Origin of the sequence: Yersinia artesiana, from assembly GCF_902726545.1 — a bacterium.
Classification (GTDB): Bacteria; Pseudomonadota; Gammaproteobacteria; order Enterobacterales; family Enterobacteriaceae; genus Yersinia; species Yersinia artesiana.
In genome coordinates this window covers 14,249-35,038 of record NZ_CACVAD010000048.1, presented here as the reverse complement: position 1 = coordinate 35,038, position 20,790 = coordinate 14,249, and the positions used below count along the sequence as shown (strand labels likewise).

Below are 20,790 nucleotides of genomic sequence, written 5' to 3'. Positions count from 1 at the left end.
TATTACACTAAAAGTATTATAGATAAAAAGATAGAGACAGGTAAACAGATTAATACAAGCAGATGATTTTATTAAATTTCACAACTCAAATTAACTCACTATATAACATTCCCTTTCTCTTAAATGAAGTCCACTTCAACTGATACCAATAGATGAGGTTGGGTTTGTGAACTGCAAACCATCAATCGATCTAAACACCTGTTATTATGCTGACTACTGTAAATATGGTAAAGTCTGCCTATAACTAGCACTGCGAGAAGACAATGATGAACCCTATCAATCAGGAAAAGCTGCTTGCTCAGGCTGAAAGCCTGTGCCAACAACGTAACGTCCGACTGACACCGCAACGTCTTGAAGTCTTGCGTTTGATGACACAGCAACCTGGCGCAATCAGTGCTTATGATCTGTTGGACTTACTGCGTGTTTCTGAACCACAAGCTAAACCGCCAACAGTCTACCGCGCATTGGATTTCTTGCTTGAGCAGGGGTTTATTCACCGTGTTGAGTCCGCCAATAGTTATGTGTTGTGTCACCATTTTGAAGAGCCAACCCATACTTCGGCACTCTTTATCTGTGATCGCTGCAAGATAGTGACTGAACGGACTACTGTCGGCATTGAAGAATCTCTGGCGCTGCTGGCCAAACAGTCTGGCTTTACCTTACGCCACACGGTGGTTGAAGCTCATGGTTTATGTGCTGAATGTGGGGAAGTCGAAGCATGCGAAAGCCATGATCATTGTGATCATGACCATTCTATTGTGACAAAAAAGAAATAGTCCCTGGTGGTAAAAGTAAGCTGTCGCCAGATAGGCGGCAGGATAAACATGAGTAGAATTAGAGCCGTAGAAAATATGGATAGACTTTAAATAAAATAAGGCACTTCCTTGTGCTAATTCGATATAAATATGGCATCAATTGAATATTGTTAATTATTAAAGTCGCCACTCATTTTAATTTTAAAAAACACAAAAAACGAATGGTTGTTTATAAATAAGCATTCTACGAACACCAGAGACTCAATATATTTATATCGATATTAGTTTAATTCCGTTTAACGCGACTACCAGCGATATTTGCTATGGTCTTCCCAGGCTTTAACTTCTTTCTCGGCTTGCTCTTTCTGATAGCCGTATTTCTCCTGGATCTTACCCACCAACTGATCACGTTTACCTTCAATGACTGTCAAGTCATCATCGGTTAGCTTGCCCCATTTCTCTTTCACTTTACCTTTAAACTGCTTCCAGTTACCGTCGGCTTGATCTTTATTCATAATATCTCCGTTACCTTAGGATTAGTCAGTTTATTTAATTCAACACGGTAAATAACTAAAATTAAATATCGTTGCTTCGCTTACCGTATGAATAACTATAGCAGAGGATACTGATAATTAAAGTCAGACTAATATTAATCACTACGACTTCGATAATAAACAGAAAATAAAAATTCGTAATATTCAGTTAAAACAGCAAGTAATAACTTATTATCGGAATGTTCTCAAACTAAATAAGGGGGAATATGAAAGGCATTAAAATAAATTATATACCCTTCATATTGAAGGGTATATATGAACGACTAAAATCAGATCCAATCGCCGTTGCGGATAACGCCAACAGCCAATCCTTCAATAGTGAAGTTTTGCTCACGCAGATCAACTACAATCGGCTGAAATTCACTGTTTTCTGGCAGAAGTTGTACGATATTACCTTGTTTTTTCAAACGTTTTACTGTTACTTCATCGTCAATACGCGCAACAACCACTTGCCCATTACGCACATCCTGAGTTTTATGTACTGCCAGCAAGTCGCCGTCCAGAATACCGATATCTCTCATCGACATGCCATTCACCCGCAGCAGGAAATCTGCGCTCGGTTTAAACATGGAAGGATCAACTTTATAGTGCCCTTCAATGTGTTGCTGCGCTAATAGTGGTTCACCTGCGGCAACCCGGCCAATCAGTGGTAAACCATCTTCCTCTTCCATCAACAGACGGATACCGCGAGAAGCGCCGGAGACAATCTCGATAACACCCTTACGGGCCAGTGCTTTTAAATGCTCTTCAGCAGCGTTAGGAGAGCGAAACCCCAGACGCTGCGCAATTTCGGCACGGGTCGGTGGCATACCTGTTTGCGATAGGTGATCGCGCACAAGGTCATAAACCTCTTGCTGTCTGGTAGTAAGTGCTTTCATTCCGCCCCCTGTTTGTTTATACAGTCTTGCTGTGAGTATATACAGGTAAGCGGGTATTGGGAACCAAAGAGTGAATAAAAACAGGGATTAATCACTGTTCACATCCACAGCGTTGTTCGTCGCATTCTTAGCCGACATGTTGCCAGAGCACTGTTACCCATATAAATAGCGCCAACAAAATGGCCAGAAACACGGCAGCAGATCCCATATCTTTGGCCCGGCCGGATAATTCGTGGAGCTCACTGCCGATGCGGTCCACCACCGCTTCAATTGCACTATTGATAACTTCAACAATGATGACTAATACCACACTCGCGATCAATAAAATGCGCGCTATGGCATCTACATCCAGCCAGAAGGCCAGTATGATAGCGAGTATGGCAGCCACTGCTTCCTGGCGAAATGCGGCTTCATTTTTCCAGGCTGCGGTTAAACCTTTCACAGAATAACCGGCGGCTTTATAGATTCGGGTTAATCCTGTTGACTGATTCGCCATATTTTATTGCCTTTATCTTAAGTTAATGATGATTTTTGCCGCTTTCTGTTGTCTCATCACCACAGATCTCAAAACCAGTTTCTGGTATCCTTGCGACGAATTGCTAACAAGAGGCTTCATGTAGTTATGTCAGGTTGGCGTAAAATATATTATAAGTTATTGAATTTACCACTTAAATTGTTGGTAAAAAGCAAGGTTATTCCGGCAGATCCTGTGACTGAGTTAGGGTTAGACCCGTCTCGTCCTATTCTGTACGTTTTGCCTTACAATTCTAAGGCTGATTTACTGACTTTGCGAGCGCAGTGTCAGGCACAGGATCTGCCCGACCCATTGATTCCATTGGAAATCGATGGCGTGCAACTCCCCAGCCATGTCTTTATCGATAACGGCCCAAGGGTGTTTCGCTATTACGCCCCGAAGCAGGAATCGGTAAAAATATTTCACGATTACCTCGATCTGCACCGCAACAATCCGGAGCTGGATATACAAATGCTGCCGGTATCGGTGATGTTTGGCCGCTCGCCAGGGCGCGAAGGCCACGGTACGCCACATCTGCGCGTACTGAACGGTGTGCAGAAATTCTTTGCAGTATTGTGGCTGGGCCGCGATAGTTTTGTGCGTTTCTCGACTACGGTTTCACTGCGCCGGATGGCCAGCGAGCATGGTACAGATAAAACGATTGCCCACAAACTGGCACGCGTCGCGCGGATGCACTTCTCGCGCCAGCGTTTGGCTGCGGTTGGTCCGAGCCTACCGGCACGTCAAGACCTGTTCAAGAAGCTATTAGCATCCAAAGCGATTGAAAAAGCGGTCGCTGATGAAGCTCGCGCCAAGAAAATCTCCCATGAGAAAGCGCAGCAAAACGCCATAACGCTGATGGAAGAAATTGCCGCCGACTTCTCTTATGAAGCTGTGCGTCTGTCGGATCGGGTTTTGAGCTGGACGTGGAACCGTTTGTATCAGGGGATTAATGTCCATAATGCAGAGCGAGTACGGCAGTTGGCGCAAGATGGCCATGAAATCGTCTATGTCCCTTGCCACCGCAGCCACATGGATTACCTACTGCTCTCTTATGTCCTTTATCACCAGGGGCTGGTGCCACCGCATATTGCTGCCGGTATTAACCTTAATTTCTGGCCTGCTGGCCCGATCTTCCGCCGTTTAGGTGCATTCTTTATCCGCCGTACCTTTAAAGGCAACAAACTCTATTCCACCGTGTTCCGTGAATATCTGGGTGAGTTATTCACCCGTGGCTACTCAGTGGAATACTTTGTTGAAGGTGGGCGCTCACGTACTGGCCGCCTGCTGGAGCCAAAAACCGGCACACTGTCGATGACTATACAGGCGATGCTGCGCGGCGGCTCACGCCCAATCACCTTAGTACCAATTTACATCGGCTACGAGCATGTGATGGAAGTGGGTACTTACGCCAAAGAGCTACGTGGCGCGACTAAAGAGAAAGAGAGCCTGTTGCAGATGTTGCGGGGCTTGCGCAAGCTGCGCAATCTTGGTCAGGGCTACGTCAACTTTGGTGATCCGATACCGTTGACCACCTATCTGAATACCAATGTGCCGCAATGGCGTGATGCTATTGATCCTATTGAAGCGCAGCGCCCAAGCTGGCTGACGCCGGCGGTGAATGATTTGGCCGGTAAGATTATGGTCCGAATTAACAATGCGGCGGCAGCCAATGCCATGAACCTGTGTTCTACTGCGTTGTTAGCTTCACGTCAGCGTTCACTCACCCGCGAGCAGTTACTGGAGCAACTTGATTGCTATTTGCAACTGATGCGCAATGTGCCTTATGCGAAAGATGTCACCGTGCCGGATAAAACGCCGGAAGAGTTACTTAATCACGCCTTGAATATGAATAAGTTCGAGGTAGAGAAAGACAATATTGGTGACATTATCATCCTGCCACGGGAACAAGCCGTGCTGATGACCTACTATCGCAACAACATCCAGCACTTGCTGATCCTGCCATCGCTGATTGCCAGCATGGTAATGTACCAGCGGCGAATTACCCGCGCCGAATTGTTACGTCAAATCAGCATGATCTACCCAATGCTGAAAGCTGAGCTATTCCTGCATTACAGCAAAGAGGAATTGCCACAGACCCTGGATACGCTGATTGATGAACTGGCGCGCCAGCAGTTGATTTGCGACAAAGGGAGCGAGTTGGTGCTGAACCCAGCCCGTATTCGCCCACTGCAATTACTGGCAGCGGGGGTGCGAGAAACCCTGCAACGTTATGCGATTACTCTGTCATTACTGAGTGCGAACCCAAGTATCAATCGGGGTGCGCTGGAGAAAGAGAGCCGCATTATGGCGCAGCGTTTGTCTGTGCTGCATGGGATTAACGCACCGGAATTCTTCGATAAAGCGGTGTTCTCAACTCTGGTAGGCACCTTGCGCGAAGAGGGTTATATTAGTGATAGCGGCGATGCTATTCAGGAACATACGCTGGAAGTTTATAATATGCTGAGCGCATTGATGACACCGGAAGTGAAGCTGACGATTGAAAGTGTCAGTATGCCGGCAGAAACCAATAACCTGCTGCCAGAACCCGAGGCAGAGGATAAAGAAGAAAACTAACTCTTCGCGCTACTAATAAGCAAAAACAAAAATGGCCGGATTCATCATCTGGCCATTTTTTTTATAGATAACTAATGAAAATACCGAGAAACAACACCAATCCCACGTAATTGTTGTTCAAAAACGCGCGGAAGCATGGATCTCGCTCACGCCCGGCAATCATCTTCTGTTGGTGGACAAACAATGCGCCAGCCAACAGGATTGACCAATAAAATGCTCCGCCAAGATTCATCAGCCAGCCAATAGTCACCATCAGAATCAGCGTTGCCAGTTGCAGCAAACCAATAATCAGTTTGTCCTGCTGACCAAATAAAATCGCCGTAGATTTGACGCCAATCTTCAGGTCATCGTCACGGTCAACCATGGCATATTGGGTATCATAAGCCACCGTCCAGCAGATATTCGCCAATAAAAGTAGCCAACAGACCAAAGGTAAACTTTCACTAACAGCAGCAAACCCCATGGGAATTGACCAGCCAAAGGCTGCACCCAAGACCACCTGTGGTAGATGTGTCACCCGCTTCATAAAGGGGTAAACCCAAGCCAACGCCAGTGCTGCCAGTGACAGCCAGATAGTCATGCTATTGAGCGTTAATACCAGCCCAAACGAGAGCAATACCAAGACGACAAACAGGACTTTGCTTTCTTTTTCACTGATAAGGCCGCTAGGTAATGGCCGTGATGCGGTGCGTTTCACAAAACCGTCAATGCGTCGGTCAGCGTAATCATTGACGACACACCCAGCCGCGCGCATAAAAAAAACGCCCAAGACAAAAACAATCAATATCTTGGTGTCGGGAATACCTTTCCCTGCCAACCATAATGCCCACAGTGTCGGCCACAACAGTAATAATGAGCCAATGGGCTTATCGATACGCATCAAACGGCAATAAGCCCGCCATTTGTTTTGAACATCACTTCCCTTCAATTTCTCGCTCTCCAAAATCTCACCAACCCTTAAATCGAATAAAGCGGCGAGGCCGGCAAAAAAACTTCAGTCAATAACAGGGGCTTACCAGACAAGCGCAGCAATGAACGACGCGCCCAAAGCTCCTCCTGTTTCCCGACTTGAATATAATCCCGGGTTAAATTGTTACCACCAAATAAATAACGGCCAAGAGGTAATGTGCCTAAATCCACCAGCGCCCGATCAGGGCCAGACAGTGTTTCTTCGGGGATGATAGTACGCCCCAGCAGCCACGGCTCATTGTCACCACACAACACAATCTCGCGCAGCCAATAGCGCTCACTTACCGGCAGATGCTCAGCATCTTCGCCTAATGCATGACGTGTAATAAAGCATTCTCGCTGTGGCTCGACATGAACCCGTTGGCAATGTTGCTCAAAACGTCGGGTCATCGAACCTAATTCCATCAACCAATCCGCGATATCAGTTGGTAAATTCGGCTGCTCAATGGCACACCATTGGATAGGTTTTATAATTGATGCATCACCGGTAGACATACAACTCCCTGCCGGGGATAAAAATCTACCCCCGCTAATTCGCCAATAGAGAGCCATTGTAGCGCAGAATGGGCTGCTGGCGACATCAGGTTGCTTTTTATTACCTAACGAAATGAACGGCCTAATGGCGGGTATACTCACCAATATGTTCAAAGATAAATCCAACCCTCATCTTAACTCCCCAGGTTTGCTTGCCGTTATCCTGATCCCTTGGAGAATAATATCCATCCTCAGCGTTACCGAAGTCGATAGGATAAAAGGTGTTAGTTTTCTCATCATAAAAAACATTAGTAAAATTCAAATCATTATGGATGATATTGTAATAGCCTAAATCGTCCATCATGCTTAAAAACCGCTCTCTCGCATTAGTTGGGTAAACCTTGGTCTTAATCTCCGCCAGTGTTTTGCCTGGTGCACGATACATTCTTATATAGTGTTGATTACCTTCACTAATTAATTCAGCAGCGCCCTCGCCGTAGAATCGATTAAAAAACTCAACTTCTTTTTTGAATACATTGTTTAGAAGCACACTATCTCGAGTCGTTATTTTCTTTAAAACAAAGTCGGGGTTATTGGCATCTAAATAGACCTCAGCCGTCAACCCGCTGCCGATATGTTTGCCTAATTTAATTTCAGGATTAAAGTCACGATGAGCCGTTTTTGATAAAAATGGCCCGCCCCCCGGTAGCCGGCCTTGTGGCGAAAACTCAGGGCCGTATTTCAACACCACCCCCAAGTCCTTGCCGGTCGCTAAATCAACTTCCCAATAATAAGCACCGCTGCTCCCCTGCCTTACCCAGGCTTCACGCATTCCACCCGATATTTGAGGATCTTTAAGCTCAATACGTTGTATTTCAATTGGCTTTCCGTGTGAGCTTTGTATCATTTGACGATCAAATTCAGGTGCCGTTGGTAATGACTCAGGGGATTCCAACAAGTTTACGCCCTGTGGCAGGTTTTCAATCAACTTCACTCCGCGTTCCATTCCTCTGAGTTGACCTGCTTCCATCAACATAGCTACCATACCTGCGGCCATATTTTCCTTTTCGTTACGAGAACGCGGCCCCTCGACTCTGGCAATAGTACACATCGGGTTCGGTAACGGTAGTTTACATACCCAATGTTCTTCTAACGATGTCCAGGCATTACGCCAAAAACGCGCATTCTCAGACTCTGGCCGATAGTCACTGGCGAGGGCATTAATTTTTTTTTGCAGCACCCCACCAGCAGGCCGCTGGCCTTCGGTAAGCAATATATCTATCGCCTGGGCCCGGATTGCCGGATGAGACTTTATATCCTCGTAATATTTATTTTTCTTCTCATCTAACGTTTTATAAACATCAATCGACCGGCCATTGTTGCCGGGCATAGACATATTAGCGACAAAGCGATTACTGGCATCGCGACGCCGTTTAAATTCATTAACAGGTGAATCAATTTGCTTATGCGGGTCGCTATAGCGGTAATAATATTTTCTGTCATCATCAATATTCTTTACCCCTTTTTCGGTCAGAATCTCTCTTATTGCCTGCTCTTCATCAAAAGCATCAGGAAGACGACGATAGGCTAAACGCATATCGAGATAATCTAATTGCCGCTCTATTTTTTCTTGCTCAGTTTTATAAAGTCGGTAATGCGCCAGAATATATAAGGGGTCGCTTGGCTCTAAAAATTTAGCCAATTCTTTAAGCTCAACGCCAAACCGTACATATTCCATATCCATAGCTTTACGGGCAATAATATTTTCTGCCGCTCGTTTTATGATACCAAAACCCATCTGAGCGTCTGTCGGTAAATGAGACTCATTAATAACTCCAGCTATACCGTTGAAGACAATCGCTGCGTGATCAAAATTGAGAGGTTCAACTTCATTGGATTGACTGAAATGAGATAAGAAGATTGCCGTCGGGCTATAACGCACACCACCAGCTTGATGCAACTGCTCCTCTTCTTGAAGCAACAACTTATACAGTTGCTCGGCATTCTTGCCTTCCAGTTCGGCAACGGCTTTGCCTTGCAATTGATAATGCAACTTGAGCGTAGTGGTGAGGGAAAACGGCAGACTGCCTACTGCGTGTTTAAAATCGAGAAATTGCGTGAAATCCTGCTGGCTACAGACGTCAAATCCAATCTTGACGCACCCATTTAAAATCATCTCCGCCAATTCCGGTGATTGCCTTTTTAGGTAGCTCCCTTGGGCATTTTTCGGGACAAATCCATTGGCAAGATAAGCCTCGGATGATTGCAATATTGCCGCCGGGGCATCCATTCCTTCATGGATAACCCTTAACGCCCTGACCGCTCTGGAAACCGATTGTTCTGGCCCCCCCAGCTGCGCCAGTCCCCAATCATTTAAGTTCGCAGTGGGAATCTCAGTTATTTCACCATAACGATTGCCATAATGGGAATAGTTATAAAGTAGCGCTGCCTGAAGTTGGATCTCTTTATTTTCAGGTCGATAAATTGCGGCTGATAACTCAACCAGCGTAGGTTTATCCTGTTGGTATAGCCGCCAGGCAAGACTAAGAGCGGCGAGTGGCGTGAGTTTTTCATCTTTAGCCAGCGCCAATCCTTTCTGACGCAATCTAAAAAAAGTTTCCCGCTCCAAACTGATAATACGAGCTTTTTCATACCCTTGAGCTGGCGTTAATCCTGGCCTTAAACGCGTTAAATCATCTAAGTTGCCGGCATACTCCACACCTTCAACATCATGAAGTTGTAGATAAAAATCGACAATTCTTCCCACTCGGGCATCACTGATTTGTGGAAATTGTCTAATCCACGTTTGCTGGTCCAATTCTCTGGATCGTTCAATGAGCTGTATCGCGTGGCTGAACACCGGATCCGCAGTAGAACTGACATTGGGTAACTCTTTTGCTAATTTTTCTAATAGAAGATTATCTCGTGCCGTCACTTTTAAAGGCAGTACTTTCGCCTCCATAAGGTAGGTAAGCTCAGCCATGATAGAACTTAGGGTTAATAGCGAAAGATTATCTTCTGTCATTGGCGAAAAGCAGGGTTGTGCCGCAAATGGCGTCGACCAAGGTTGTGCACCAGTCCATGCGTAAAATTGGGCTTCTTTCAACATCAATAAGTTCCTTTAATTGAATCAGTTGAACAATGAGCAGTCGTTTAAAGTGACCTCATGTCATTTATGATATCGACAAAAAACCAATCGCATGCCTTATGAAGGCTCATTTACTCTTTGTATTTCTGCAAAAAATAAATAAGTGAATTTGATATTTAAGGTGAAATTAACCAAAGTGAGGCGTGACGAGTAGCAATAGCCGTCCCGAACAACCCAAAGAAAAAAGGTGCGCCGAGGCGCACCAATCATCCAGCCATATTCGGCAGTGCCGGGATTTACCCCTTGCCTTTTACACTACCAATAAAGGTTTTTCGGGCTGAAGTTGAGCCCAAATGTTCCGCTTCGTTCAACAATTTCAGCGCCTTATCGACATCACCGGATTTCACCGCGTCTTTAATCGCCTGGTTGAAGTAGTTTTCAGTCTCACTCAGCATTGGCTCTGCCGGTTTTGCAGCTACTGGTGCCGAGACTGCCGCAGGCTGGGCTGTGTTGCCCACCACTACAGGTGCTGATGCCGGTGTTGACTGTATTAAGCCAATCATCACATTACCCATGCCTTGCTCGGCAGTGGCTTTAATTCTCAAATTACCGGTCGGGATATGTTTGGCAATAGGATCTGGAATGTCGGGCACCGCATTACCCACGCCCATGGCATAAGCCTTCGCCGGATCCAGTAGTTTGGTGGTTTTAGCCAGATCATCACGAGTGGTGTAAACCAACAGATAGATCTGCTTTTGTCCCAGCGCCGGAGTCAACTTCATCACTCCTTGCAAACGGTCGCTAGTCATGATGCCCGCTTTTTCATAAGTGAAATAGCTGGACGGGTAATAAGCCGCCGGGCGCATTTGTTCGTCTAACACTAATACGCTCGGAGCAAATAACTGATTGTCTGTCACTAAACTGCTGAGCGTGATCTCCATTGATCCACGGTCGGCTGGTAAAGCAAAAGCGGCTACCGCCCCTTCCACATTCCCTTGAGAGATTTGCGGGCTGGAAGCGGTCAGTTTGATATCTTGTGTCACCGGCGGCACTAATGGCTGCCAGGGCAACTGCTGTAAAGTCGCGGTACTGATAGTCGGCGCGATAGAAACATTCGCCGGAGAAATCGTTGATTCGGCTTGTACTACCAGAGGTGCGGTGACCCCCAGAGCCAATGCCAGACAGAGTGTCAGCAGATTCTTTTTCATTGTTATACCCTCGTACATTGAGCGTCAGCGCTAACTGTGCACAGGCAAGGTCGGCAAAGTTAACCAATCTACCCGTCATACTTCAAGCTGCATGTGCGTTGGCTTCACTCAATCACCCGTATCACTTACTTATGTAAGCTCATCGGGATTATGAGCCTCAGCTCACCCTACGGGCCAGCGCAAGCGCTGTTCAAAATGGTTTACAACCAATTTGTCTCTCGCTTGCCGCCTTCCTGCAACTCGAACTATTTTGGGTATGTTTCTTGTTGTCAGCAGAATGCGGGCCATCGCCCGCACACCGGTAACACAGTTATTTCAGCAAACAGAACAGCCGCCCCAAAGGACGGCTGTATCACTTCTGTTACCACCAGGCTTCGAATTGCGCGCCGAAGGTCACTTCATTGCTCTTACCACGGCTATCGGTACCAATAGTGCCGTTTTGTGCCAAGCCATTGTCTGGGCTTTTATCGACATTGTTGTAGCCCCACTTCTCATCCCAGTTGGCATAAGTAGCAAAGACACGGATTGCCGGACGAGACCAAATGCTGTCACCTGCCTGCCATTGTTGTGCCAGGGTCAGTTTGTACTGGCCGTTACGGTCGCCGGTACGTTGTGATTTAACATTGTCGTAGCCCGCTTCCAGCAAGGTACTCATGATTGGCGTCCATTTGTACATTGGGCGCACACCCACGCTGTACCAAGTGGTGCCGTTGTTGTTGTCCCAGTCAGTATCCTGATACAACGCGACATACATCATGTCCCACTTCTCAGCCAGATTGATGGCACCGTGGTCGATAACACGCAGCATGTGGCCGTTGTTGTTGACAGACGTCCCCTGTGAATGGCCGCTGTTCCATGAAGTCATAGAGTCGGTAGCATACTGAATCACAAATTTGTTAAAGCCGCCCATCATGCTTTGAGTATGTTCAGCGGTCAGTAACACACCATCTTTAGAGGCATTAGGTGCTAATGAATAATCGTCCTGAGTGTTGGCGCGGCCATAATCCACACCGAATTCCAATGAGCCACCAGGGTTAGTTTCCAGGCCGGCTAAACGGATATCGTAAACATCGTTGATGGTTTTATCGGCATCTTTGCGCTGATTATTGATCCAGGCACTTGAACCACCCGCTTCTGAGTTACGGGTTGCTGCCACAGACAATTTACCGAAGCCCAGATCAATAGCCTCTAAACCTGCACCTGGGCCGGAAATATCCCAGTAGTAGAAGTCAATCATATGGACGTCATGACGTTGATAGAAGCGCTTACCTGCCCACATGGTGGAGCCCGGCAAGGATTCGATCAGATTCTTACCCTGCACGTTGGCTTCACGGAAAGCCGGGTCAGTGGATTCCCAGTCATCACGTTGTGAAACGGAATAGGCTACGTTGGTATCTAAGTAGAAGCTCTTATCACCTTCTTTCCACAATTCCTGGCCTAATTTAAGTTCCGCATAAGTTTCACACTCGTTACCCAGACGGTATTTACTTTGAGCACCGGTTGTTTTGAAACATTGTTGTTCACCGCCACTTCCCGTCCAGCCGATACCGGAACGCGCATACCCGTGGAAATCAACAGCCATAGCTTGGGTGGAAAGGACACCAGCGGCAACAGCCAGTGCTATCGGTAACTTGCGCAGAGTAGTCATCAGTAATCTCCTGTTATATTTGCCTGTCGGCATGCGTGCTTAACATTTTCCGAAACCGGTCGTCGTGGTAACTAGACGCCCAGCTCTTGGTACAATCGCTTACACGCAGAGCCATCTTCACGGAACAGATGGCAGCGGTATGGCGGCAGACCGATGGCGAATGTTGCACCTTCTTCTACCAGCACCACGTCGTTCTGGCGGTAGACCAGGTTTTGACGTATTGCAGGGATTTGGATGTGAATTTGAGTCTCATTACCCAGTTGCTCTACCACCTGAATCTCGCCTTCCAGCGTGACTTCAGAGGCACTGCTTGGCAGCAGATGTTCCGGACGGATACCCAAAGACATATTTGCACCGACCTGAACCCTCTCACCCTCCACCGGCAGCCACACTAACTGGCCATTAGGATTTGGCAGTTCAATCTGCACCTGATGAGGTTCAACGGCGGTCACTTTAACCGGTAAGAAATTCATTTTTGGCGAGCCGATAAAGCCCGCGACAAAGCGGTTGGCTGGGTAGTGGTACAGCTCTAGCGGCTTACCGACTTGCGCCACATTGCCGGCGTCCAGCACCACAATTTTGTCGGCCAAGGTCATGGCTTCGACCTGGTCGTGGGTGACATAAATCATGGTGCGTTGCAGGCGCTTATGGAGGCGTGATATCTCAATGCGCATCTGCACTCGCAGTGCTGCATCCAGGTTGGAAAGCGGTTCATCAAGCAGGAAGACATCCGGCTCGGCGACCAAAGTACGGCCAATAGCCACACGTTGGCGCTGACCACCAGATAACGCTTTAGGTCGGCGTTCCAGCAGGTGAGCCAGTTGCAGCACTTCAGCTACCTGATTCACCCGTTGGTTAATTTCCGCTTTCTTCGCACCGGCCAACTTCAGGCCGAAAGACATGTTTTCTGCCACAGACAGATGGGGATAAAGCGCATATGACTGGAACACCATGCCGATACCGCGCTCAGACGGTGGCACTTCATTCATTCGTTTACCGCCAATCAACAACTCACCCGAAGTAATATCTTCAAGACCGGCAATCATCCGCAGCAGTGTTGACTTTCCACACCCGGATGGCCCAACAAAGACAACAAACTCACCGTCATTGATTTCCAAATTGATGTCTTTGGAAATCACAGCCTCACCAAAGGCCTTATAAACGCCGCTCAGCGTTACATTAGCCATCTGTTACTCCCTTGCTTACGCAAACAACTTTTCATATGAACCTGACTGAAGAAAAATGGCGGAAGCAAATTCCGGCATGACCCATCGATTACTCCCAGTCCCCTGATGACTCTCTTGCTGCGCGCCGTACCGCCATGCCTTAGCAAGGTTGCCCCGGACGACATCGCGGCCTGAGTATAGGGCCGCACGTTGGTTAACGCTGCAACGTCCTGATCTACCTGGGTAATAATTAACCGAACAACCACATTTGGTTGGTGACGCTATTTCAATGGTGCTGGCACTGTTTCAATGACGGTGCCGCTTTCAATGATGGTGATAGTGCGGGAGCAGCACTATTTGGTAATCATCCGTAACAAAGTTTTTCATGGGGGAGGAGATGGGAGGATGAGAGAACGACCACTGCGAGCAGAAGTTCCATCACAAATACAAATACGTGACCTGACACGCAAATTTCGACCTACATTATTGTGCCTGACACCACAGAATAGGCAGCAGTGTTAAGTCGGTCACAATAACTTGCTGGGGGGCGTAGAGAGGGGGAGGATGATGGTGTATCTAGTTGTGACTCAATATGTCAGCGTAATGTATTAGTCCCTGTAATAAATGTAATGACTCACAAGAAAGTCGGTACCCACAAAATTGGATAAAAGGATTGGATTATGACTCGCAGCTTCACAAAATCCGGCATTGGTAAGACCGCACGTGTTTTGGCCCTTTCAGCGTTAACCACACTGGTGCTCTCTTCCTCTGCTTTTGCCAAGATTGAAGAAGGTAAACTGGTTATCTGGATTAATGGCGATAAAGGCTATAACGGCTTGGCGGAAGTCGGTAAGAAATTTGAAAAAGACACCGGCATCAAAGTCACTATCGAGCACCCAGATAAACTGGAAGAAAAATTCCCACAAGTGGCTGCGACCGGTGATGGCCCGGACATTATCTTCTGGGCACATGACCGCTTTGGTGGCTACGCGCAATCTGGCTTGCTGGCCGAATTGCACCCATCTAAAGCTTTCCAGGACAAACTGTTCCCGTTCACTTGGGACGCCGTACGCTTTAATGGCAAACTGATTGGTTACCCAGTGGCGGTCGAAGCACTGTCTCTGATTTACAACAAAGACCTGATCAAAGAAGCACCGAAGACCTGGGAAGAGATTCCTGCACTGGATACTACCCTGCGTGCTAATGGCAAGAGCGCCATCATGTGGAACCTGCAAGAACCCTACTTCACCTGGCCACTTATCGCCGCTGACGGCGGTTATGCCTTCAAATCTGAAAATGGCGTCTATGATGTCAAAAACGTCGGCGTGAATAATGCGGGTGCCAAAGCCGGCCTGCAATTTATTGTCGATTTGGTGAAAAACAAACATATCAATGCTGATACTGATTACTCCATCGCAGAAGCGGCCTTTAACAAAGGCGAAACCGCGATGACCATCAATGGCCCGTGGGCATGGTCTAACATTGATAAGAGTAAAATCAACTACGGCGTGACGTTGCTGCCAACCTTCCACGGCCAACCTTCCAAACCGTTCGTGGGTGTTCTGACTGCCGGTATTAACGCCGCCAGCCCGAACAAAGAACTGGCGACTGAATTCCTGGAAAACTATCTGATAACTGACCAAGGCCTGGCCGAAGTCAATAAAGATAAGCCTCTGGGTGCTGTTGCACTGAAATCATTCCAGGAGCAACTGGCAAAAGATCCACGTATTGCGGCAACGATGGCTAACGCCACCAAAGGCGAAATCATGCCTAATATTCCGCAAATGGCCGCCTTCTGGTATGCAACTCGCAGCGCGGTGTTAAACGCCATCAGTGGACGTCAGACCGTGGAAGCTGCATTGAACGATGCCGCAGCTCGTATCGTTAAGTAACTGTTTCACCTGCAAAAGGGGCGCGGTTCGCCGTGCCCCGACACCGTTTTCAGTCGTAGAAGTCGCTAATAGAATGAGCTTAAGGGAACATTATGCAGTTATCCCACACCGAATACCAAAGCCGTAAAAAGAAAACCGCCTGGTGGCAAAGTGATGCACTTAAGTGGCTGATTATCAGCATCTTAAGTTTATTCACCTGCTATTTAATCGTGTTGATGTATTCTCAGGGCGAATATCTTTTTGCCATCGTGACGCTGATTCTGGTGACTCTGGGGCTGTACGTTTTTGCCAATCGCCGTGCTTATGCCTGGCGTTATGTTTACCCCGGCGTAGCAGGAATGGGGCTATTTGTTCTGTTCCCCTTGATTTGCACTATTGCCATTGCCTTTACCAATTACAGCAGTACCAACCAATTAACTTTTGAACGCGCCCAATCAGTGTTGCTGGATAGACAATTCCAGACCGGTAAAACCTACACTTTTGGTCTTTACCCCAGCGATAACCAATGGCGTTTGCAACTGACTAATCCGGATGATAGTAACATCCTGATTTCCGAGCCTTTCAGCTTTGATACGGTCAACGGCCAACTGCTGCATCTTGCCCCTGCCAGCGCTGAACAGACTGGCGAGCGCGCTTCACTGCGTATTATTACCCAAAATCGTCAGGCACTTAGCGGCGTGGTGGCAGTCTTGCCCAATGGGGGCGAGCTACGCATGAGTTCACTGCGCCAATTCGCCGAAACCAGCCCGCTTTACACATTAGCTGCTGACGGTAAAGAACTTAAAAATCAGCAGACAGGTGTGATATATCGACCAAACCTTGATACTGGCTTTTACCAGGCAATCAATGCTGACGGTCAGTGGGAAAATGAAAAACTCAGCCCCGGTTTTACTATCACCATCGGCTGGAAAAACTTCCTGCGGGTACTGCAAGATGAAGGAATCCAAAAGCCCTTTATCTCGATCTTTATCTGGACCATCCTCTTCTCGGTTTTGAGTGTCATCCTGACCGTGGCCGTCGGTATGGTGCTGGCCTGCGTGGTGCAATGGGATGCCCTGAAAGGTAAAGCTATCTATCGCGTGCTGCTGATATTGCCCTACGCGGTTCCGTCATTTATCTCAATTTTGATCTTCAAAGGGTTATTTAACCAAAGCTTCGGGGAAATTAACCTGATGCTTAATCAGTTATTTGGTATCAAACCCGAATGGTTCAGTGACCCAATTACTGCCAAAAGTATGATTTTGATTGTGAATACCTGGCTGGGTTACCCCTACATGATGATCCTCTGTATGGGGCTGTTGAAAGCTATCCCTGATGACTTATATGAAGCATCGGCTATGGATGGTGCTGGGCCTTTCCAGAACTTTTTCCGTATCACCTTCCCGTTGCTGATTAAGCCGCTGACCCCGCTCATGATTGCCAGTTTTGCCTTTAACTTTAATAACTTCGTTCTGATTCAGTTATTAACCCGAGGCGGCCCGGATATGATTGGCACCAGTACCCCTGCGGGATATACCGATTTGCTGGTTAACTATACCTATCGTGTCGCCTTTGAAGGTGGAGGTGGGCAAGACTTCGGGCTGGCAGCGGCAATTGCAACACTGATTTTCATTCTGGTAGGCGCACTTGCGATACTGAATTTGAAAGCCAGCAAAATGAATTTTGACTAAGGAGGAGATGCAGATGGCTATGGTTCAACCTAAATCCCAGCGTTTGCGTCTATTTGGCACTCATTTCTTAATGCTGTGCTTTATCGCGCTGATTATGTTTCCGCTACTGATGGTGATTACCATTTCACTGCGGCCCGGTAACTTTGCCACTGGCAGCCTGATCCCGGATCAAATTTCCTGGGAACACTGGAAACTGGCTCTGGGCATGAGTGTCACCCATGCTGATGGTAGCGTGACACCGCCGCCATTCCCGGTGATGTTATGGCTGTGGAACTCAGTCAAAATTGCGGTGATTACCGCCATTGGTATTGTCACCCTATCCACCACTTGTGCTTACGCCTTTGCCCGTATGCGTTTTCGCGGCAAAGACACCCTGCTGAAAAGTATGCTGATTTTCCAGATGTTCCCTGCGGTGCTGTCACTGGTGGCGTTATATGCCCTGTTTGACCGCCTTGGGCAATATATGCCGTTTATTGGGCTGAATACCCACGGCGGCGTAATTTTTGCTTATATGGGAGGGATTGCCCTGCACGTTTGGACCATCAAAGGCTATTTCGAAACCATTGATAACTCATTGGAAGAAGCCGCCGCGCTGGACGGTGCTACGCCATGGCAAGCTTTCAGACTGGTGCTGTTGCCGCTGTCGGTACCGATTTTAGCTGTGGTCTTTATTCTGTCGTTTATTGCCGCCATTACCGAAGTCCCGGTCGCGTCATTGCTGTTACGCGATGTGGACAGCTACACCCTGGCTGTGGGTATGCAGCAATACTTGAACCCGCAAAACTATCTGTGGGGCGATTTTGCCGCTGCCGCCGTGTTATCGGCTATCCCTATCACCGCCGTCTTCTTACTGGCGCAGCGCTGGCTGGTCGGTGGCCTCACGGCAGGTGGTGTGAAAGGTTAAATGGATGCTAAAGGGTGACTGTTCCTACGGGCGCTCCGGTGGCTTACGCCACTACGACCCGAATGGAACATTTCCCCTTCTGTCCGCATTATCAGTTATCAAAATTTATGCCGCTGCTCCACTTGCTGTATTTTCCCTCTGGTACTGTGTCTTTAGGGCGGCCGTAATGGCCGCCATTTTTATTCTCTTTTCAGCCGCTCGGTATTGGCTAAATACAAAGTCACCACCAGCAATAATATCGAGCCGGAATAAATCAGCGTATCAATTGGATTCTCATGATCGACAATGATCAACCGGATAATTGCGGTGATCCCGATATAAATAAAATAGCGCAGTGGGAAGTGATAACCGGACTCAAAGTATTTAACAATCAACGCGATAAACTCGAAGTACAGAAAGTAGATCACTATCCCTTCAATCAGCATGTAAGAAGACGCATCCTGATTATTGACGAATAAGACCTTCCCAAGATGGAAGGTTTCTTTTATCAGAAAGACCACCAAAATAGCAGCTAATACAATCAACCCCACATTCAGTAAACGCTGTAGATTTTTGGCTATCCACTGTGAGCGCGAATTTTTGGCCATAAATATTCCTATTGAAAGTAGGTGAAATAATCCGGGCCGAAAAAAAGCCCCTTACCAGGTAAGGGGCTAATAAGCACGGATCAAAGAGCTTAGCCCGTTAGCTTAACGCCAGCTCTTGAAACGGTTAATCAACGCATTGGTAGAACTGTCATGACTGGTCACATCTTTGTCATCCGCCAGTTCTGGCAAAATACGATTCGCCAGTTGTTTACCCAGCTCTACGCCCCATTGGTCGAAGGAGTAGATATTCAGGATAACCCCTTGCGTGAAGATCTTGTGCTCATACAGCGCAATCAATGCACCCAGGCTGAACGGCGTGATTTCGCGCAGCAAGATAGAGTTGGTTGGGCGGTTGCCTTCGAACACTTTGAACGGCGCAACATGAGCCACTTGCTCAGGGGTTTTGCCTGCTGCGGCAAATTCTGCTTCAACTTCTGCCAATGATTTACCAAAAGCCAGCGCTTCGGTTTGTGCAAAGAAGTTAGACAACAGTTTCGCGTGATGGTCACTCAGTGGGTTATGACTGATAGCTGGTGCGATAAAATCACAAGGAACCAATTTGGTACCCTGATGGATCAACTGATAAAACGCATGTTGACCATTGGTGCCTGGTTCACCCCAGATAATTGGGCCTGTCTGGTAATCAACCGGATTGCCATTACGATCTACATATTTACCGTTGGACTCCATATTGCCCTGCTGGAAGTAAGCCGGGAAACGGTGCATATATTGGTCATATGGCAGGATGGCTTCGGTTTCTGCGCCAAAGAAATTGTTGTACCAGATACCAATCAACGCCAGCAGAATCGGCAGGTTTTTCTCAGCCGGAGTTTCGGCAAAGTGTTTATCCATGGCATGTGCGCCACTGAGCAATTGTTCGAAGTTTTCGAAACCAACCGACAGCGCGATAGACAAACCAATAGCTGACCACAGGGAATAACGGCCACCGACCCAATCCCAGAACTCAAACATATTGTTGGTATCAATACCAAACTCGCCTACGGCTTTGGCGTTGGTAGACAATGCCGCAAAGTGCTTCGCAACATGCTTCTCATCACTCGCGGTAGACAAGAACCAGTCACGCGCACTGTGGGCGTTGGTCATGGTTTCTTGGGTGGTAAAGGTTTTTGATGCTACCAAAAACAGCGTGGTTTCCGGGTTTAGCGGTTTCAACGTTTCAGCAATATGGGTGCCATCCACGTTAGAAACAAAATGCATATTCAGATGATTTTTGTACGGACGCAGCGCTTCGGTCACCATGTAAGGGCCGAGATCTGAACCACCGATACCGATATTCACCACATCAGTAATAGCTTTACCGGTATAGCCTTTCCATTCGCCGCCAATCACGCGGTCACAGAAATCTTTCATTTTCGCCAGAACCGCATTCACTTCTGGCATAACATCTTTGCCATCGACCACAATCGGCGTATTACTGCGGTTACGCAGAGCAATATGCAGCACGGCACGGTCTTCGGTGCGGTTGATTTTCTCACCAGAGAACATCGCTTTAATTGCACCAGCCAGATCAGTTTCTTTAGCCAGAGCTTGCAGTTTTGTCATGGTTTCGTCGGTAATGCGGTTTTTGGAAAAATCCACCAGCATTTGATCGTCAAAAGTCGCTGAAAACTTGTTAAAACGCTGGTCGTCCTTGGCAAACAGACTACTGATAGTGACGTCTTTCATCTGTTCAAAGTGTTGCTGTAACGCTTTCCAGGCAGCGGTTTGACTAGGATTAATATTTTTCATAGCGGCGCTCTTCTAGGCTTAAGGATTAATGAAACGAATACCTTGATTGTATCCTGTTACCCTGTGATTGAGATCTCTTTTCTTGCGATAGGTATTATCTCTCGAAACAACTATTGATCTGATCCATGTTTCTCAATACCTCAGTTCATCTTAAGAT

Annotated in this window: 16 protein-coding genes and 1 pseudogene; 5 read left to right on the top strand and 12 right to left on the bottom strand. The window is 47.4% G+C overall.

The annotated features are described in order from the left end of the window. Window positions 1–266: 266 nt before the first annotated feature. Window positions 267–776, top strand: a complete 510-nt coding sequence (gene zur / locus HU019_RS15595) for a zinc uptake transcriptional repressor Zur (RefSeq protein ID WP_174849849.1) — start codon at window positions 267–269, stop codon at window positions 774–776. Between the two features lie 284 nt (window positions 777–1,060). On the opposite strand, the gene HU019_RS15590 is transcribed toward zur, so the two are convergent. The 3 genes from HU019_RS15590 to HU019_RS15580 form a co-directional block, all read right to left on the bottom strand. Continuing rightward, window positions 1,061–1,270: a CsbD family protein gene (locus HU019_RS15590; protein ID WP_004391853.1), complete on the bottom strand. Its 210-nt coding sequence runs from the start codon at window positions 1,268–1,270 to the stop codon at window positions 1,061–1,063. 308 nt (window positions 1,271–1,578) lie between these two features. After that, on the bottom strand, window positions 1,579–2,187 hold the full coding sequence (gene lexA, locus HU019_RS15585) for a transcriptional repressor LexA (protein ID WP_050078169.1): 609 nt from the start codon (window positions 2,185–2,187) through the stop codon (window positions 1,579–1,581). A gap of 127 nt (window positions 2,188–2,314) precedes the next feature. Further along, window positions 2,315–2,683 (bottom strand): diacylglycerol kinase, encoded by a 369-nt coding sequence (locus HU019_RS15580; protein WP_174849846.1) that lies wholly within the window; start codon window positions 2,681–2,683, stop codon window positions 2,315–2,317. Between the two features lie 126 nt (window positions 2,684–2,809). Here HU019_RS15580 and plsB point away from each other — a divergent pair, with 126 nt between their 5' ends. Then, on the top strand, window positions 2,810–5,278 hold the full coding sequence (gene plsB, locus HU019_RS15575; protein WP_174849845.1) for a glycerol-3-phosphate 1-O-acyltransferase PlsB: 2,469 nt from the start codon (window positions 2,810–2,812) through the stop codon (window positions 5,276–5,278). Between the two features lie 61 nt (window positions 5,279–5,339). Here plsB and ubiA read toward each other — a convergent pair whose 3' ends face one another. The 7 genes and pseudogenes from ubiA to HU019_RS20335 form a co-directional block, all read right to left on the bottom strand. Continuing rightward, window positions 5,340–6,206, bottom strand: a complete 867-nt coding sequence (gene ubiA / locus HU019_RS15570) for a 4-hydroxybenzoate octaprenyltransferase (RefSeq protein ID WP_174849848.1) — start codon at window positions 6,204–6,206, stop codon at window positions 5,340–5,342. A gap of 29 nt (window positions 6,207–6,235) precedes the next feature. Further along, window positions 6,236–6,742 (bottom strand): chorismate lyase, encoded by a 507-nt coding sequence (ubiC, locus tag HU019_RS15565; RefSeq protein WP_174849844.1) that lies wholly within the window; start codon window positions 6,740–6,742, stop codon window positions 6,236–6,238. A gap of 121 nt (window positions 6,743–6,863) precedes the next feature. Beyond that, a complete protein-coding gene (locus HU019_RS15560) occupies window positions 6,864–9,830 on the bottom strand; it encodes an OspG family effector kinase (RefSeq protein WP_174849843.1) in 2,967 nt (988 codons plus the stop codon). Between the two features lie 275 nt (window positions 9,831–10,105). Next, the gene (gene malM / locus HU019_RS15555; protein ID WP_174849842.1) at window positions 10,106–11,017 is read right to left on the bottom strand and encodes a maltose operon protein MalM; all 912 of its coding nucleotides are present in this window, start codon (window positions 11,015–11,017) and stop codon (window positions 10,106–10,108) included. Window positions 11,018–11,378: 361 nt separating this feature from the next. Beyond that, a complete protein-coding gene (locus HU019_RS15550) occupies window positions 11,379–12,665 on the bottom strand; it encodes a maltoporin (protein WP_174849841.1) in 1,287 nt (428 codons plus the stop codon). Between the two features lie 71 nt (window positions 12,666–12,736). Next, window positions 12,737–13,852 (bottom strand): maltose/maltodextrin ABC transporter ATP-binding protein MalK, encoded by a 1,116-nt coding sequence (malK, locus tag HU019_RS15545; protein ID WP_174849840.1) that lies wholly within the window; start codon window positions 13,850–13,852, stop codon window positions 12,737–12,739. Window positions 13,853–13,867: 15 nt separating this feature from the next. Then, window positions 13,868–14,097, bottom strand: a pseudogene (locus tag HU019_RS20335) (hypothetical protein). A 414-nt stretch (window positions 14,098–14,511) separates the two neighbouring features. Between HU019_RS20335 and malE the strand changes: the two are divergent. From malE to malG, 3 genes are all read left to right on the top strand, one after another. Beyond that, on the top strand, window positions 14,512–15,723 hold the full coding sequence (gene malE / locus HU019_RS15540) for a maltose/maltodextrin ABC transporter substrate-binding protein MalE (protein ID WP_005165720.1): 1,212 nt from the start codon (window positions 14,512–14,514) through the stop codon (window positions 15,721–15,723). Between the two features lie 92 nt (window positions 15,724–15,815). Further along, window positions 15,816–17,393 (top strand): maltose ABC transporter permease MalF, encoded by a 1,578-nt coding sequence (gene malF / locus HU019_RS15535; RefSeq protein ID WP_174849839.1) that lies wholly within the window; start codon window positions 15,816–15,818, stop codon window positions 17,391–17,393. 13 nt (window positions 17,394–17,406) lie between these two features. Next, window positions 17,407–18,297 (top strand): maltose ABC transporter permease MalG, encoded by an 891-nt coding sequence (malG, locus tag HU019_RS15530; protein ID WP_005165723.1) that lies wholly within the window; start codon window positions 17,407–17,409, stop codon window positions 18,295–18,297. Between the two features lie 179 nt (window positions 18,298–18,476). On the opposite strand, the gene psiE is transcribed toward malG, so the two are convergent. Both psiE and pgi read right to left on the bottom strand, forming a co-directional pair. Continuing rightward, on the bottom strand, window positions 18,477–18,884 hold the full coding sequence (psiE, locus tag HU019_RS15525; protein ID WP_019080122.1) for a phosphate-starvation-inducible protein PsiE: 408 nt from the start codon (window positions 18,882–18,884) through the stop codon (window positions 18,477–18,479). 102 nt (window positions 18,885–18,986) lie between these two features. Further along, window positions 18,987–20,633 carry a glucose-6-phosphate isomerase gene (gene pgi / locus HU019_RS15520; RefSeq protein WP_174849838.1) on the bottom strand — a complete coding sequence of 549 codons (1,647 nt, stop codon included), beginning with the start codon at window positions 20,631–20,633 and terminating at the stop codon, window positions 18,987–18,989. Window positions 20,634–20,790: the final 157 nt, after the last annotated feature.